Raw genomic sequence first — 13,618 nt, 5'->3', positions numbered from 1 at the left:
CCGGCGGGGACGACGGCACGCTGCGACTGTGGGACGCGGCTACCGGACAACCCCTCGGCGACCCCTTGATCGGGCACCAGAATGGGGAGCTCGGTGGCCCGATCAGCAGTGGGGCCTACGGTGTCGCGTTCAGCCCGGACGGAAAATACATCGTCTCCGGCGGCGGCGACGAGACGGTGCGACTGTGGGACACGAACACTGGACAACCCGTTGGCGACCCCATGACCGGACACAAGAGCGTGGTGTGGAGCGTGGCGTTCAGCCCGGACGGAAAGCACATCGTCTCCGGCAGTTTCGACTACACGGTGCGGCGGTGGGACGTGGCCACCGGCCAACCCATCGGCGAACCGCTCACCGGGCAGACCCTGGTGTTCAGTGTGGCGGTCGACCCGGGCGGACAGCACATCGTTTACGGCAGTATGGATGGCACGGTGCGACTGTGGAACGCGGACACCGGCCAACCCGCCGGCGAACCACTGACCGGACACCAGGGTGCGGTGACGAGTGTGGCGTTCAGCCCGGACGAGCGGCGCATCGTCTCCGGCGGTAAGGACGGAACCGTGCGGGTATGGCCCGGACCCGCGGCGTGGACGGACGAATTGTGCGCCAAGCTCACCTACAACACCAGCCACCAGCACTGGCGCGACTGGGTCTCGCCCGACATCGACTACAGGGAAGTCTGCCCCGGCCTCCCGGTCCTGCCCGACAAGGCCCCCGCTGAGACCGGACAACGCGACAGCCAGGAGTAGACGGTGCACCACGACGATCGCCGGTCCGAAAGAACCGGGCGTTCAACGCCCAAGCTGGCGAGCGTCCCAACGTCGACTTACCCGAGCCTGGAAGCTCACTTACCAGCACCAGGAGTTTGTCCATCGAATCATCATGTCGAGGAGCCGGAGGACCGCGACTCATCACTCGACCTGCACCACACCTGTCGTGATCTGCTATGGTCCACTCGAAAGCCGCTGAGCTGCACAGACTTCGTCAGATGCGCCCCTTCGCCATGTGGGACCCCCTGAGAAAGAGGTGCGGGGAGACGACGCGGCGGTAGAGGTCGCTGTCGCGATCGTGCGGGTTGCCGGTCAGCTCGGCCATCACCGACTCCTCGAGCCGCGGGGCGAAGGCGTCCTTGTCGAGCACGACCGGGTCGACCAGCTCGGCCAGCAGCCGGGTCGCGGTGGTCTTGCCCGCGGCCGGGAATCCGCAGACCACGGTGACGCCGGTGGCCGCGTGGACTGCCAGGTCATGTAGCGCTTGCCGACCTGCCGGCGAAAACGGCAGCGGCGGTTCGTGGTTCGCGACGGCGGTCATCAGTTCATCTTGCCCAGACCGCCCGGGCGGTGCGGCCTGTTCGTCGTAGCGCGACTTGAAAGGTCAGCCCTGGCCGGTCAGCCGTTGGCGGAGGCCCTGGATAGCGCGCAATTGAGCCCTCGCATCACCATCGTTCTGCTCGATCTCAGCCAGGAGGCCGAGCAGCTCGGCGAGGTCCTGCCGTTCAACTCGCACAGGTCCGACCTGATCGAACTCGATCCGGAGACTGTCGACCATCTCGTCGTGGTTGTCGACGGGCACCGCGGTGACCAGCGTGTCCGGGGTCGCCCCGGCCGAGATTGCCTGCTTCACGAACATCTCAAGCTCACCGAAGGGCATGGTATCGCCAGGGTAGGGAAGATCGACTTCAAGACGAGATGGCATGCGAGCCAGCGTAAGCCGTCGGGTCGGCACGCTGATAGCGCGTGGTGCGTAGCGTCGGAAACTCGCCGCAGGTGCAGGACGACCTGCGATATGGTGAACACGGCGTGCGAGACCTCTCACCTCGGCGCCATCAGTGTGATGAGCCTTTATGCGCCGGCAGGTGCTCAGCAAGCAGCCAATCAGTAGCTGTGCCGCGGTTCGGTGAGACCGAGTCCGCACCAACACAAGTTCCCCTCTATGCCGGCAGTCGGGACCTTGGTTCAACCAGTCGAATTCGTCTGGTCGAGCTGAGGTCTGTCGTACCCTCCTCGACCGGGGAGGAGCGCGCGGCGATGTTCGCCGAGATCACTCACGCTACCGTGCTGGCGGCGTCCGTCACTGCAGGGTTGACTGCGATCACCAGGATCACGATCACCTTGTACGCATTGAAGGGTGCGCCACCCAAGGAGCGGCCCGCAATCATTCGTGCACTGGACCCTTTGCTCCGGTGGCGACGCCCGCTCTCCTCACGCAACGACCGCTTGACGATCGAGCCCTAGTAATGGGTCGGCCCCAGATCTCGGTCTCGGCCCTGTGTACTGGCCACCGCCGGGGCGAGCCCGTGCTCAGGTGGGTGGGTTGTCGAGTGCTCGTGCTGTCGGTGTTGCGGCGAGTTCGAGGTCGGCAACGATGCGGGCGTACTCAGGGTCGTCCGGGTCGGGGACGTCGTTGTTTCTGAAGGCTGCGACGACCGCGGGGTACTTGGCGAACTCGGCGAGGGAGCTGAGCGCACCGTCGTAGCCCCAGTCGTTTTGGAAGAGTTCGTGAATGACAGCGGTCAGGGTAGGGGTGATGAATTCGGGGGGAGCGTCGCATTCGAGCAGAATCTCGGCTACCGGCCCGAACACGGTGTCTCCTGCAGAATTCCAGGCCATCAAGGGATCCTTCCATTGGTCGTTTGTCCGGTTCCCGGGTTCGCCGAGGTCGGCGTGACTTCGGCAGGAGTGCCTGGCGTGGGTCACGCAGGGGGACAGCTCGGTGGCTGCGGTGGGGTGAAGCCTTCGGGCCAGATGGTCCTGTGGTCGTAGCAGATCCCGGTGAGGTTGGCGCCGGTCAGGTGGGCGCCGGTCAGGTTGGCGTAGGTCAGGTCGGCCCCAGTGAGGTTGGCGCCGGCGAGGTGAGTGTTGGTGAGGCGAGCGTAGAAAAGGTCGGCGCCGGTGAGGTTTGAGTAGTCGAGCCACGCACCGGTGAGGTCCACCTGCCGCATTCTCGCGCCGGTGAGCTCAGCGAATTGCAGGCCGACGCCAGCGAGGTCGGCATCGTTGATGGCCGCATTGCCGAGGCGCACCTCAGTCATGCTCGCGCCGGTGAGGCGCACAGCGTTCAGGTTCGCGCCGGTCAAGTCGACGTCGAAAAAGGCCCAGTCGGAGAAGTCGCCATCGAACAAACTTGCGCCAGCGAGGCAGGCGTTGTTGAGGTTGAACAGTCGGGGGCCATCGTGGTCGATGCTTCGTCGGCCGATCACTGTCAAGGCGGCCTGCGTGTCCACTGGAAACGACGTTTTGTCGGGCGGTTGGCCGCAGGTGACGCCGTGAGTACGTACGAAGGAAGTCAGGATTTCGAGAATGACGGGTTGATCCTCGGGGGAGTCTCGGCCGAGACGCTCCAGCGAGTAGATGCTTCCGAGCCGGACATCAGGCTTGTCCGAACCGAGTTGCTCGACCGCCTTGGTGAACCTCTCGGTGACCTGCCCTTGTTCGGACAAGGCGTACTGCTGCTCGGTGGATCGCAAGGATTGTCCGGTGAACCACAGCGCTGCAATAGCTGTCGCTGCTGTGGCCAGTGCAGCGACCTTGGACCAGCCGCTCCAGCCGACGAAGCCGAGCAGGGAGTGACGGCTCAGCTGCGACCAGCGCCGCCATCCACGCACCGCGGGCGCCGGTCGCCGCAAACGGACGCCCGACTGAACAGTTTGCGCACTCCCGCGAGTCCCAGCAACCACCCTGGTTAGGCGACGTCGAGCAGGAGGCGTGGCGTTCATATTTGGGAATCATCCAGCCTGCCGCCCTCAGAGACTCGTGTTACGCGCGGACTTTCGGGATTCGTCGACATCCTCGCCCGTTGCGGCAGCGTCAAAAAACGTTCGTTTTACGACACTCGGCCGCTCGGACGCGAACGGCCAGGCCGCTCGAATCTCGGCCGTGTTGAAAAAGGTGTTGTAAATCAACAGTGTTCAACAACTCCCGAGTGCCCTTTTTTGTACACTCGTTGCGTGACAGCGACTTCCGACGACACCGGCCTGGCGCCGTTGACCCTCGACGGCGACGCCCTCGACCCGATCGGCGGCGGGGGAGCGCTCATCGGCTACGGCCGGGTCTCCACCCGCGACCAGAACCTCGACCGCCAGCTGCGCGCGCTGCGCGAGGCCGGATGCCAGAAAATCTTCACCGACAAGAAGTCCGGCAAGGACGTCGAGCGCGCCGAGCTGTCGGCATGCCTGGACTACCTGCGTCCCGGCGACACCCTGGTGGTGCCGTCGCTGGACCGGCTCGGCCGCTCGCTGCAGGACCTGATCACGATCGTGGCCGGCCTGCGCCGCCGCGGTATCGGATTCCGGTCCCTGCACGAAGCACTCGACACCACCACCCCTGGCGGCCGCCTGGTGTTCCATGTCTTCGCCGCGCTGGCGGAGTTCATCCGCGAGCTCATCGTGCAGGGCACCAACGAGGGCCTGGCCGCCGCGCGCGCCCGCGGGCAACGCTTGGGCCGGCCACCGGCGATGACCGACGAGCAGATCCGCCAGGCCCGCGCGATCCTGACCCGGCCCGAAGAAACGGTGTCCTCGGTCGCCCGACTGCTCGGGGTCTCCCGGGCCACGATCTACAAGTACGTCCCCGAGCTCAGCAGCTCGACCGCGGCCCCGGCGCTGGCGGCCGCGACGAATTCCGAAGAGGGAGAACACTGGTAATGGCGAAGAAGTCCGCGTCCGAGCTGGCCGACGAACTGGCCGGGCTCGGCGAGGAGATCCGGCAGCGCGCGACCGAGGAGGCGCGCAAGTACGTCGCCCTGGCCATCGAGGAGATGTTCCTGGGCGGACCGAAGGTCAACCGCAAGCAGTTCGACAACCGCTCGCCCGAGGACTGCATCTTCGAGTTCCTCGAGGAGCAGGCATCTCTTCAATCCGAGCCGACGCTGAAGGCTGCGCTGAACCGCCTCGACGAGAGTGGTATCAGCGACGACTTCCGTGCGGGCATCCTGTTCGCCTGCCGCCTGTTCGCCGATCCCGACTTCGACTACTGAACGTCGGGGTGTTGCACCAGCTCGGCGCAACACCCCGACTACCAACTACCGCCTACCACGCTCGCCCGGACGCGGCAGCCAGGAGATATCCGAGGCCTGCAGCTTCGCCGCCACCAGCTGCCCGACCTCGTCGAGCTGCGGCCCGAGCACCTCGCAGAGGTCCTCGAACATCCGTGCCTGTTGCGCTTTGACCGCGCTGTCGTTGTTGAACGCGTCCTTCACCGACTCCAGCCAGGGCATGTCCATCGTGTACTCCTTCGCGATCCGTTGATGAGTGCGGCACGCCCGACCCGTCTGCGGATCGCTGGTCAGAACAGTTTTCGGGCGTGCGGCGCGCACGGTAGCGACCAGGGGTGCAAGAGCCTCCAGTGCAAGATCCCGGCTCTCACGCCGTGCCACTGGATGGGGGTTCGGTAGTAACCGCCGAAAAACCAATGGATATGGCGTAGCTGCTGGTCAGTGTCAGCGAGTTCAGCTCGCCTGCACCTTGTCGATCTCCTTGCCGACACGAACGAGAGCGTCGTAATGATGGGCTTTGCCGTGCACGATCAGGTAGGCCAAGACCTCGTCCTTGTCGAGCAAGGACCGCTCCTGCAGCTCACCCAGGAGGCTGCGCAGATCCCGCAGTCCGTAGGCGTCGCCCCAGCCGTTGTTGCCCGCGAATTCGATCCGTTCCAGCAGCCGCTGGTGTTCAGCCGAACGGTCGACCGCGTGAATCCTCTTCTCGATCACGTTGGCTGCCCCGATCTCGTCAGCCCACCGCGAGGCCGAGAATCCCGCGTCTTCCACGACCGCGATCGGCGCGTTCCGCGCGAACTTGGTGGCGAGCGCGAGTTCCCGCAGTCCCGGTGCGTACACCAGAGCAGGATGGCCGTAGCCGATCCCGGACTGGTTCGAGTTCTTCGGAGTCAGGACAGGACGGCCTGCGGCGTAGGTGTTCAACGGCGCGGAGAAGGTGAGGGTGTTCTTCTGGGGGACAACGACGATCGTGCCGCGGGCACCGACACGGTCGAGATAGGCGATAGCGATCTCGACTGCTCGGTCGTACCCGTGCTCAGGTTGGAAGGGGATGTAGGTGGCGCGGGGGAGTTCGGTCACCGAGGCACCGTATAGCCGGGGTGGAGAGCAGTCCTTCTGAGGGCTCCCGCCAGCGGTGCGAGGCACGTAGTGGGTCGAGCCGGTTGACTGCCGATGCTGAACGAGTTCCCGAACACCCGCGCCTGCGATTCCGCCGCCGGCACCCGACCGCGCCCGGGGTGTTCGGTAAACGGTCGTTTTCCGAACACCCCCCGCCAGTAGGAGAACGAACGGGAAACACACATGCGCTGGGCCGGGAATCACGGTCGTGAACCGCGGGGGATGCGTCTCCGCCGATATCGCCCGGGACGGGGGGTATCAGTGGCCAGAACATCGAACGACGGCGCGGCGGCGGCGATCTCGCCTGCCGACCCTCGGCCGACTCGCCATGAGCTAGGGGCGATAACCGACGAAAGGCCCAGGCGCGCGCACCTGGACCTTTCGGCAAACGTTGGACAATCGAAGCACTTGTCCCGGAAGTCTCCCTAAGAAGGACGCCCAACCGGGGGTGCGCGACCGGTAGAGATGTCGCATCTCTCCGCCTGCGGTCGCAATCTTACCCAGCACCGGCGATCTTCACCAAATCGCCAGCGTAGGACCACTTTTGCCGATCGACGTCCGATCGGCCAGCCACGCTGCCACCGCCCGGTCGCGGGCACCGAGTCGACGAGCGCGCCGGGTGCTCGGCCGCGCCGACGGCGGTGAGCCAGCACGGATACTGGGTGCGTCGTCGAGATCACCGAAGCCGACGCGCCCACGAATCCAACGAGAAGCGTCCGGGTCGCACCCGCCGCCTAGTACAGCGCCCACCGCGGCGATACACGCCAGAGCCCAGCGCCCAGCCCGCCCTGGGCTTGCACCCTGTCGATCAAGAAGATCTGTTCATTCCGATGCCGAACTCAGCAACAGTGTGCCGACGGCAGACCCCTAGCGCTCGCGAACTGCTCGCCGATGACGCCAACGGGTGCGCACGGGACGGGCATGAGCTTCCCGAAGTTCAGGACTGGCCGCCCACGGCAGCAGGCGACCGCGTTAGCGCAATGCGCGTATACTCGTTAGCGCAGTGGTAAACATACCTATAGCGCATTTCATTATGTAATAACTACTTAATGTCGCTACTATTCGTGGCGCGATGCCAAGGAGTCTGTGGTGCCGAACTCGACGGAAGCCTCCCGCGGAGGTGAAGCCGCGAAAAGGTTTCAGATGCGACTGGACGCCCGGTATCGACGCGGGGCGCCGGTGCGACGTGCATTCCTGCACACGGGTGCCGCCGGCCACGCACAGAGCTCGGTCGCCAGGCTCATGAGCAGTAGTTCCAGCGGCGGCGGAGGCCGAGGTGGCCAAGTCCGGCTTGCCCTTCTGGTGTCGATCATCTGGGTTGCTGCCGCGCCACCACACGACGCAACGCGTCCAGCTCGGTGGTGGGCCGACATCGCTGGACTTCCCGATCCAGCCGTAGGAGGTGCGCGGCGTGTACTCAACGCCATGCACGAACTGCACGACCGCGGCTACCTGACAATGGCGGGCGGCCGCCGGGGGCAACCCCCAACCATCCAGCTGCTCAGCGAACTCGGAGATGGGAGTCCCTACACGCTGCCGTATGCCGATGCCGAACCGAACTACCTCCGGATTCCACACCAGCTGTGGACGACCCGGCTGATCGGGCGCTTGTCGGGTGCCAGCCTTGCCCTGTACCTGTGCATGCTGTCCCACCACAACTTCGATGATTCTGCGGAAGGAATCTGGTTCAGCAAGAAAGGATTCCGGGATCTACACGGCCTCGGAGAGAGCACGCGGCTGAAGGGACTCAATGAGTTGATCCAGGAGAACGTTCTCAGTGTCCAGGAACGCTCCATCGACGCCACTGGAGGCTCCGACTACCGGACCTTCCGGCGCAGGCTGTTCACCATCGAACCCCCGTATGCTCCGCCTCGACCTGCACAAAGGCCTGCACAGACACCCTTCCGACCTGATCCGTGGGCATCGAGCTTTGAGGGGGAAGCCATCCCGGTGCCGGACAACCGATGGCCACCGAACTCCTCAGCGGAGCCGATCTTCTGATCGAGGCCCGAGCACGACGACCCGATCAGGCTGGCCGAGCTGTCATGCCGTGCACGGTGCTCGGCGGAACGCACTGCGCCGTGCGTGGCCCGCTCGGCGGGCTCCAGCAGCAGTCTGGGCGTCGGTGCCAAGTGAGAGCATCCCGATGTGACTACCAATGAAGACGTGGCCGAGATCGGTAGCGACGCCGTCGTCGCGATCCTTGAGGACATGCGGACCGAGCTGTTGCTCACGATCGCGGTGGCGCGCATGGCGCCGCGAGCCGGCGCGGTAGCCGTTCAGCTGATCAAAGGTGTCCAGGTCCCGTTCCTCGGGCGTACCTACGGCTACAGCGTGACGAAGGGCCGCGCCCCTGCGGGTTTCGATGTATGCGATCCGAACGGGCTACTACCTGTATGGAAGGCATCGTCGACGACCATCGCGGCGGATCTGCTGCTCGATGCCCTCGCCTACGGCAGCGAGCACCACGCCTGGGGCGGACGTATGTGGTTGCCGACGTTCTTCTCCCGGTGGGAGGAGGACTACCGACACCGTCTCGCCGACGCGCACGGGTGTAAGCCCCGAGACTTCCAGATCCCGTTCTTCGGCGACCTGCGCAAGCTGCGCAACGACGTCGCTCATCGCGGTGGCGTCGCGCGCGTCAAAGGCGCAGCCACCTGCGAGATCCTGCAGTGGTTCGAAGCGGGCGACCCGATCGTGCTGGACCACACCCACTTCAAGGAGATCGTCGACAAGTTCCCCTGGCTCGAACTCGCTTCGCGTCCGACACCGGTGCCCGCGGGCAAGGCGAATTTCGCGACGAGCATCGACGACGATCTGGCATTGCGAGTGGAGCAGGCCGCGCTTGAGGATGGGCTCAACCGTGCCGAGGTGGCCGGGGCCGCCCTGGAAGCGTGGCTCGCGCAGCGCGAGAAGTGAAAGTATCGGCTGGCTGGCCGGCCGCGATCCCGGCCGGGTCCCACCCTCGCCGAAGAGTTCCGCACGGTGCGCGATCAGCGCGATCAGCTGTTGGCATTGATCGGACGGATCACCCAGCGCAGTTGGCACGCCGGAGGCGCGTCTGGATATCGCCGCAACGGTGACCGGGTTGAACCTCGCGCCCACGAGGCGACCAACCGCGCACTCGGTCAGCCGCATCAGCCGCTGACCGAGTGCGGAGACTCTCGGCAGCGCGCGAAAACGGGGGCGTCATCAACCCGACGGAGTCACGCAAGCCGCGGAACCTGGCTATTCGTTCTCCCACTGGGCTTGCTGGGCGAACTGATCCCAGTGCCGGTTCAGCTCCTCGTTCATCGAGGACGGACCGTCATGCCGAACCGTGAACTCGAAGTCGGCCGCGACGGCGATCGTGCGTAGCTGCATCCACACCAGCGAAGCCAGGTTCGCGTACAGCTCCTGCGGGAGGGGCTCGTCGAACTCGATGGTCAACTTCTTGCGAGGTACTCTCGCGCTCATTCGTTTTCACGCTCCTGACCGGTCCATCCAGTTCCGGGGCGATCATAGGGCGGTGGCGCCTCACAGGTCGCCGCAAACGTTCCTATGCCAGGCGCCGTTTTCCGAACACCCACTCCGCGCATCCGATCACCTCGACACGACGCCGATGTCACCAAGCGAATCGAGGAGATGGTCGGGGCCGACCGGGGAACGACCGCAAGGTCTTCGGTGGCACATCCCCGGAGCAAGGCGATACACAGATGCCCCCGGACTCCTCCGGAGGCATCAGTGAATGGAGCGTCGATCGGCCGCTACGGCCCGGTGAGAACGATGACTGATAGATAGTGCGCGCAGGACGGCCAGGCGGTCCACCGGATCTGGTCTCAAAACCATCGATAGCTCAAGGACAAGCCGACCAAAGGCCAGACAACAGAACGGCAGTACCCAGAGCAGTGCCGTCCATGAAGAGCCACCACGGGCCAAGAACGACGCCACGAATCCAATCGACAGTGTGCAGGTCAGAGCGGCACTTATCCATGGACTGGCTTGTCGTAGACGTCTTCTCCAGCGGGGGTGACCGGCTGACCTGATGGTTGGTGAGGGAGGCGACTCTCCCGAGGAAAGCTCGGGTCTGGCCGTTTTCGCTTCGCTCTCAGGTCGGGCGAGAGCCGGGGGTAGAGGGCACTGCGGGTCTCCGCATGAAGTCTCGCCGCAGTAGTAGATCTGCTGGAGCTGTTCCCATATCGCATCCTCGTCGGCGGACGCGCACAGTGGGGCATTGTCCAGTTCGGGACGTGGCGAATCGCTTTGCCACTCCAAAGGACCGACGTCATCGAACGGATCTATACCTATACCAGGGCTTATGCCTATCCCGGTTTCGTCGCCGGGATCGCCGGCGGCTCGTTCCAGCAGGCGATGCAGCGATGCAGTGTCGTCGACCTCGCGGTTCAAAGACAGCGCTCGAGCGAGGGCATCCGCGGCCACGGACCCGAGGAACTGCCGGAGGTCTTGCCACTGATCGGGCGGTAGATCGTCGACACATTGATAGAGCATGTTCGCCTCTGCGACTAGGAACATGCTGACCGAAGCGAAGAGGTCGATAACCGTGCGCTTCGCTGCTGGGTCGTCGTCGATTGTCAAGTTCGCGACGCGCGTGCGGATCGGATCGAGGCTGGTGTCGAGCAGTTCGGTGTGCTCGACACCGAACAGTTCCACCATCAGCACCAGCAGCCTGTCAGACGGGCCGTTGTCGGGTAGTTCGACCTCGACACCGTCTCGCGACAGCTCCACAAGCTTCCGATGAGCCTCTTCCAATCGGAGCACCACGACGATCAGGACCGAGTTCATACTCGTCCTGACTACTGTGGCTAGATCACGGTCCAAATGACCGTATCTGGCGAGAATCTGATCGGACACGCCTTAACTCTCCGACATTCGCGAGTACAGCACAATGCGCGTTACATGAATAGTTACAAAACCAGCCCTGAAGCATGAATAGATACATGAACGGACCGGGGTTGCATGAACGGATTCATGAATTTCCCGCCATCGGTGCATGAATCACCCGAACATTCATACGGCTTATTGACGGCTCCGCCCAATTCTCGGAGAATTCGGGCCATGAGCCTTAGCGATCATCACAACGGCGCCGGCGACCCCGGCGCCCCTGATGGAGCGGAGTTGTATGGCACGGGTCCGTGGGCAGTGGTCGAATCGGCCGGACCGCTGGCGCACGGGCTGACCGCGCGCGCGGTCGCTCAATGCGAGGAGCGAGGCGTGCGCTATGAGGTCCTCGGGATCGACAAGCTGGGCAGCGAGGACATCGGGGTCTTCCACGGCGTGGTCGTCACCACGCCCGACCACATCGCCACCCCTGCCGACGTGGCGCAGAGGCTCGAGGCCGTGCGCGTCATCCGCACCTACCGCGCCATCCGCCGCGAAGGGATCGAGGCGGTCGTCTCCAGCCGCCGCCTACCCGAGTACAAGGCCGGAGTCCTTCAGGTCGCTGGGCGATCCAAGGTCTTGAACCAGTACCAGTTCAAGCAACTGTCGAGATCAGTGTGCCGCGAGCACCGCATCGACACGGAGTCCGCCCTGGGAGGGGTGGACTTCTTTTCGATGTACGTCCCCGGAACCACGATCGCGGTCATGCAGTCCCAGACCGAGCGGTACCAGAGCAACGCCTGGAAACTGCTGCTGCAGTGGGGCATCCCCGACGCCGAGACGGCGCTCGCAGTGCGCCAGATCTTCGAGGAGTGCATCCGCCACTACGAAGATCCGCGGTACAAGGCACTGTTTCGCCCGATCCTGGGCAAAGGACTGAACCGACTCCAGTTCGTCCTCACCGACCCCGGCTTCCACGGGCCCACCGATCCGGGCGCCTACAAGAAGTGGATGGAGAACGGCGCCCGCGTCGGCCGCCACGTTCTCGACCAGCTCAGCGAGCTCGACCCTGCCATCACCCGCCCCGGCGGAGGCGCACGGGGGTTGCAGGACGAGTTGTACCGCCTCTACGTCACGACCGACACCCTGGTGAGGACACCCGAATTCCGGGCGATGCTCCCCCCGGCACAGCTGCCCACCGAGGAAGGCCCACCACCTACTGCCACTGTTCATGAATGACAAAAGCATTCACCGCCGCTTTCATGTTCGCGAACAAATGCTTCGCAAACATGAAAGCAATATAATTGGATGAATGTTTTCGTGATTCACGAAACCGCTGCATGATTAATGTTGAATATCTCGACAATTCTCATGCAGCGCGGTTTGTTGGCTACATGGGAAATGAAATCAACGGCCGCCCACCACAGGGTCACGTGGGCTCGGACAGCACCTCCACGGCAGATATCACCCGCGACGCCGCCGAACAGCAACACCCCGTTCACCCGGTCACCGCTGAGGATGTGGCCCGCGCGATCCAGGCCGCCGAGGACGCTGCCCGCCTGCTCCAGGAGGTCGAGGCGGCAGTTCGCCGACAGCAGGCTCGCGCATTCACCGCCGGTTTCGCCGGTAGCTCCCTCGGCCGGCTCCTCGGCAAGGCGGGCGAGAAGCTGCTCGACAAGCTCGACTGGTTCGGTCTGGCCTGACCACTTGTCCATCGGCGCCGCGGTCGAGGTGGGTGTTCGGTAGGCGGTCGTTTTCCGAACACCCCGACCGCGGCCTAGTTGCTTAGATGATCTGGGATCCGATGGCCAGCACCCGGTCCGCCAGTTCCTGGCCTGCCACGTTGGCAACTTGCACCCCGAACGGGAGCAGCGCTGCTTTCAACCAGCCGAGCCCACGCTTGTTCCCCTTCGCGGTCAACGTGTCGACTTCTTCGAGCAGTTCCTCGCGGTCGACGTCATCGATGCCGGGGGCGGATTCGATGTCATGGCGCAGCTGGCTGATCGCTGTCAGGACGTCGTCGAGAGACGCCCCCTGTGTGACGGTGGCGTTCATGGTGTGCCCCTGCCCGCCGACAGCCTGGTTACCGACGGTCATCGTCCCGTAGTTGTCGGCTGAGATGTTGGTGATCGGCGCGATGGGCGCAGAACCTCCATCGATCAGGTACGGACGGCGCACGGCGGCTCGACCTTTGGGGGTGATTTCCACGTGATAGAACTCTCCGTCTGCTCGTTCGGAGCCCTTGCAGAGACCAATCTCAACGAGATAGTGGGTTGCCTCGCGGAGTTCCTCGGGCGACAACACCCCGCTGAAGTCGCCGTTCACACCTGAACTGGGGTTGACATTCGCATCCAGCCGTTCGAGGACGCGGCGCATCGCGAGCTCGTGACGGTACGTGTCCCGGGCGATGCGAGCCTGAACGCGTCCTTCGGTTGTCAGGTAGAAGTCGAAGCTGCCATCGGGGCCGCCGCCCATGGTCAGGGTGTTGTGGATGGCGCCCTGCGAGACCAGTTCGTCGAACACAGCCCGCTGGTCCTCTTTCGGTACGACCTCGAGAGGTAGGGCTGGTACCGGCTGGTCGCGATGCCCATGCAGCCAGTACAAGGCCCGCAGTGCGCGATATGTCGTCATTCTGCTCCTTCATCTCTGAGTTCTCGGCTCAACCGCGCCAGAGGTGGTGGCGGACGGG

The 13,618-nt window shown here is 64.4% G+C and carries 17 protein-coding genes; 8 read left to right on the top strand and 9 right to left on the bottom strand.

Annotated elements, in window-relative coordinates; all coding sequences use genetic code 11:
* On the top strand, nt 1–749 hold a 749-nt coding region (locus ACFVAV_RS33505), incomplete at its 5' end, for a WD40 repeat domain-containing protein (RefSeq protein WP_379039637.1).
* Between the two features lie 235 nt (nt 750–984).
* On the opposite strand, the gene ACFVAV_RS33500 is transcribed toward ACFVAV_RS33505, so the two are convergent.
* Both ACFVAV_RS33500 and ACFVAV_RS33495 read right to left on the bottom strand, forming a co-directional pair.
* Nucleotides 985–1,311 carry a hypothetical protein gene (locus tag ACFVAV_RS33500; protein ID WP_379039636.1) on the bottom strand — a complete coding sequence of 109 codons (327 nt, stop codon included), beginning with the start codon at nt 1,309–1,311 and terminating at the stop codon, nt 985–987.
* A gap of 63 nt (nt 1,312–1,374) precedes the next feature.
* Nucleotides 1,375–1,695, bottom strand: a complete 321-nt coding sequence (locus ACFVAV_RS33495) for a hypothetical protein (protein ID WP_379039634.1) — start codon at nt 1,693–1,695, stop codon at nt 1,375–1,377.
* A 332-nt stretch (nt 1,696–2,027) separates the two neighbouring features.
* On the opposite strand from ACFVAV_RS33495, the gene ACFVAV_RS33490 reads away from it, so the two are divergent.
* Nucleotides 2,028–2,234 (top strand): hypothetical protein, encoded by a 207-nt coding sequence (locus ACFVAV_RS33490; protein WP_379039633.1) that lies wholly within the window; start codon nt 2,028–2,030, stop codon nt 2,232–2,234.
* Nucleotides 2,235–2,300: 66 nt separating this feature from the next.
* Here ACFVAV_RS33490 and ACFVAV_RS33485 read toward each other — a convergent pair whose 3' ends face one another.
* Together ACFVAV_RS33485 and ACFVAV_RS33480 are read right to left on the bottom strand one after the other, a co-directional pair.
* The gene (locus ACFVAV_RS33485; protein ID WP_379039632.1) at nt 2,301–2,609 is read right to left on the bottom strand and encodes a hypothetical protein; all 309 of its coding nucleotides are present in this window, start codon (nt 2,607–2,609) and stop codon (nt 2,301–2,303) included.
* Between the two features lie 83 nt (nt 2,610–2,692).
* Nucleotides 2,693–3,604 carry a pentapeptide repeat-containing protein gene (locus ACFVAV_RS33480; RefSeq protein WP_379039630.1) on the bottom strand — a complete coding sequence of 304 codons (912 nt, stop codon included), beginning with the start codon at nt 3,602–3,604 and terminating at the stop codon, nt 2,693–2,695.
* Nucleotides 3,605–4,012: 408 nt separating this feature from the next.
* On the opposite strand from ACFVAV_RS33480, the gene ACFVAV_RS33475 reads away from it, so the two are divergent.
* Together ACFVAV_RS33475 and ACFVAV_RS33470 are read left to right on the top strand one after the other, a co-directional pair.
* Nucleotides 4,013–4,642 (top strand): recombinase family protein, encoded by a 630-nt coding sequence (locus ACFVAV_RS33475; RefSeq protein ID WP_379039639.1) that lies wholly within the window; start codon nt 4,013–4,015, stop codon nt 4,640–4,642.
* Complete coding sequence (locus tag ACFVAV_RS33470; protein WP_379039629.1) at nt 4,642–4,974, top strand: hypothetical protein; 333 nt, start codon at nt 4,642–4,644, stop codon at nt 4,972–4,974. Before ACFVAV_RS33475 ends, ACFVAV_RS33470 begins: the two co-directional genes overlap by 1 nt.
* A gap of 45 nt (nt 4,975–5,019) precedes the next feature.
* Here ACFVAV_RS33470 and ACFVAV_RS33465 read toward each other — a convergent pair whose 3' ends face one another.
* Together ACFVAV_RS33465 and ACFVAV_RS33460 are read right to left on the bottom strand one after the other, a co-directional pair.
* Nucleotides 5,020–5,220 carry a hypothetical protein gene (locus ACFVAV_RS33465; RefSeq protein WP_379039628.1) on the bottom strand — a complete coding sequence of 67 codons (201 nt, stop codon included), beginning with the start codon at nt 5,218–5,220 and terminating at the stop codon, nt 5,020–5,022.
* A gap of 225 nt (nt 5,221–5,445) precedes the next feature.
* Nucleotides 5,446–6,072 (bottom strand): hypothetical protein, encoded by a 627-nt coding sequence (locus tag ACFVAV_RS33460; protein WP_379039627.1) that lies wholly within the window; start codon nt 6,070–6,072, stop codon nt 5,446–5,448.
* A gap of 1,464 nt (nt 6,073–7,536) precedes the next feature.
* On the opposite strand from ACFVAV_RS33460, the gene ACFVAV_RS33455 reads away from it, so the two are divergent.
* The gene (locus tag ACFVAV_RS33455; RefSeq protein ID WP_379039626.1) at nt 7,537–8,112 is read left to right on the top strand and encodes a hypothetical protein; all 576 of its coding nucleotides are present in this window, start codon (nt 7,537–7,539) and stop codon (nt 8,110–8,112) included.
* A gap of 147 nt (nt 8,113–8,259) precedes the next feature.
* A complete protein-coding gene (locus ACFVAV_RS33450; RefSeq protein WP_379039625.1) occupies nt 8,260–9,030 on the top strand; it encodes a hypothetical protein in 771 nt (256 codons plus the stop codon).
* Between the two features lie 309 nt (nt 9,031–9,339).
* Here ACFVAV_RS33450 and ACFVAV_RS33445 read toward each other — a convergent pair whose 3' ends face one another.
* Complete coding sequence (locus tag ACFVAV_RS33445) at nt 9,340–9,567, bottom strand: hypothetical protein (protein WP_379039623.1); 228 nt, start codon at nt 9,565–9,567, stop codon at nt 9,340–9,342.
* A gap of 264 nt (nt 9,568–9,831) precedes the next feature.
* Entirely contained in the window at nt 9,832–10,962 is a 1,131-nt protein-coding gene (locus ACFVAV_RS33440; protein ID WP_379039622.1) for a hypothetical protein, read from the bottom strand.
* A gap of 204 nt (nt 10,963–11,166) precedes the next feature.
* Here ACFVAV_RS33440 and ACFVAV_RS33435 point away from each other — a divergent pair, with 204 nt between their 5' ends.
* A complete protein-coding gene (locus ACFVAV_RS33435; RefSeq protein WP_379039621.1) occupies nt 11,167–12,168 on the top strand; it encodes a hypothetical protein in 1,002 nt (333 codons plus the stop codon).
* Between the two features lie 101 nt (nt 12,169–12,269).
* Nucleotides 12,270–12,632 (top strand): hypothetical protein, encoded by a 363-nt coding sequence (locus ACFVAV_RS33430; RefSeq protein WP_379039620.1) that lies wholly within the window; start codon nt 12,270–12,272, stop codon nt 12,630–12,632.
* Between the two features lie 82 nt (nt 12,633–12,714).
* Here ACFVAV_RS33430 and ACFVAV_RS33425 read toward each other — a convergent pair whose 3' ends face one another.
* A complete protein-coding gene (locus ACFVAV_RS33425) occupies nt 12,715–13,560 on the bottom strand; it encodes a hypothetical protein (RefSeq protein ID WP_379039619.1) in 846 nt (281 codons plus the stop codon).
* Between the last annotated feature and the right edge of the window lie 58 nt (nt 13,561–13,618).

The sequence above is a fragment of the Nocardia sp. NPDC057663 genome (assembly GCF_042799895.1).
GTDB lineage: Bacteria > Actinomycetota > Actinomycetes > Mycobacteriales > Mycobacteriaceae > Nocardia.
This window is presented reverse-complemented; position numbering and strand designations above follow the sequence as displayed.

Excerpts from the sequence above, each read along its gene's own strand:
- ACFVAV_RS33445 (WP_379039623.1), bottom strand. The coding sequence starts at position 9,567 with ATGAGCGCGAGAGTACCTCGCAAGAAGTTGACCATCGAGTTCGACGAG.
- ACFVAV_RS33495 (WP_379039634.1), bottom strand. The coding sequence starts at position 1,695 with ATGCCATCTCGTCTTGAAGTCGATCTTCCCTACCCTGGCGATACCATG.
- ACFVAV_RS33500 (WP_379039636.1), bottom strand. The coding sequence starts at position 1,311 with ATGACCGCCGTCGCGAACCACGAACCGCCGCTGCCGTTTTCGCCGGCA.
- ACFVAV_RS33455 (WP_379039626.1), top strand. The coding sequence starts at position 7,537 with ATGCACGAACTGCACGACCGCGGCTACCTGACAATGGCGGGCGGCCGC.
- ACFVAV_RS33430 (WP_379039620.1), top strand. The coding sequence starts at position 12,270 with ATGATTAATGTTGAATATCTCGACAATTCTCATGCAGCGCGGTTTGTT.
- ACFVAV_RS33425 (WP_379039619.1), bottom strand. The coding sequence starts at position 13,560 with ATGACGACATATCGCGCACTGCGGGCCTTGTACTGGCTGCATGGGCAT.
- ACFVAV_RS33485 (WP_379039632.1), bottom strand. The coding sequence starts at position 2,609 with ATGGCCTGGAATTCTGCAGGAGACACCGTGTTCGGGCCGGTAGCCGAG.
- ACFVAV_RS33435 (WP_379039621.1), top strand. The coding sequence starts at position 11,167 with ATGAGCCTTAGCGATCATCACAACGGCGCCGGCGACCCCGGCGCCCCT.
- ACFVAV_RS33465 (WP_379039628.1), bottom strand. The coding sequence starts at position 5,220 with ATGGACATGCCCTGGCTGGAGTCGGTGAAGGACGCGTTCAACAACGAC.
- ACFVAV_RS33470 (WP_379039629.1), top strand. The coding sequence starts at position 4,642 with ATGGCGAAGAAGTCCGCGTCCGAGCTGGCCGACGAACTGGCCGGGCTC.
- ACFVAV_RS33490 (WP_379039633.1), top strand. The coding sequence starts at position 2,028 with ATGTTCGCCGAGATCACTCACGCTACCGTGCTGGCGGCGTCCGTCACT.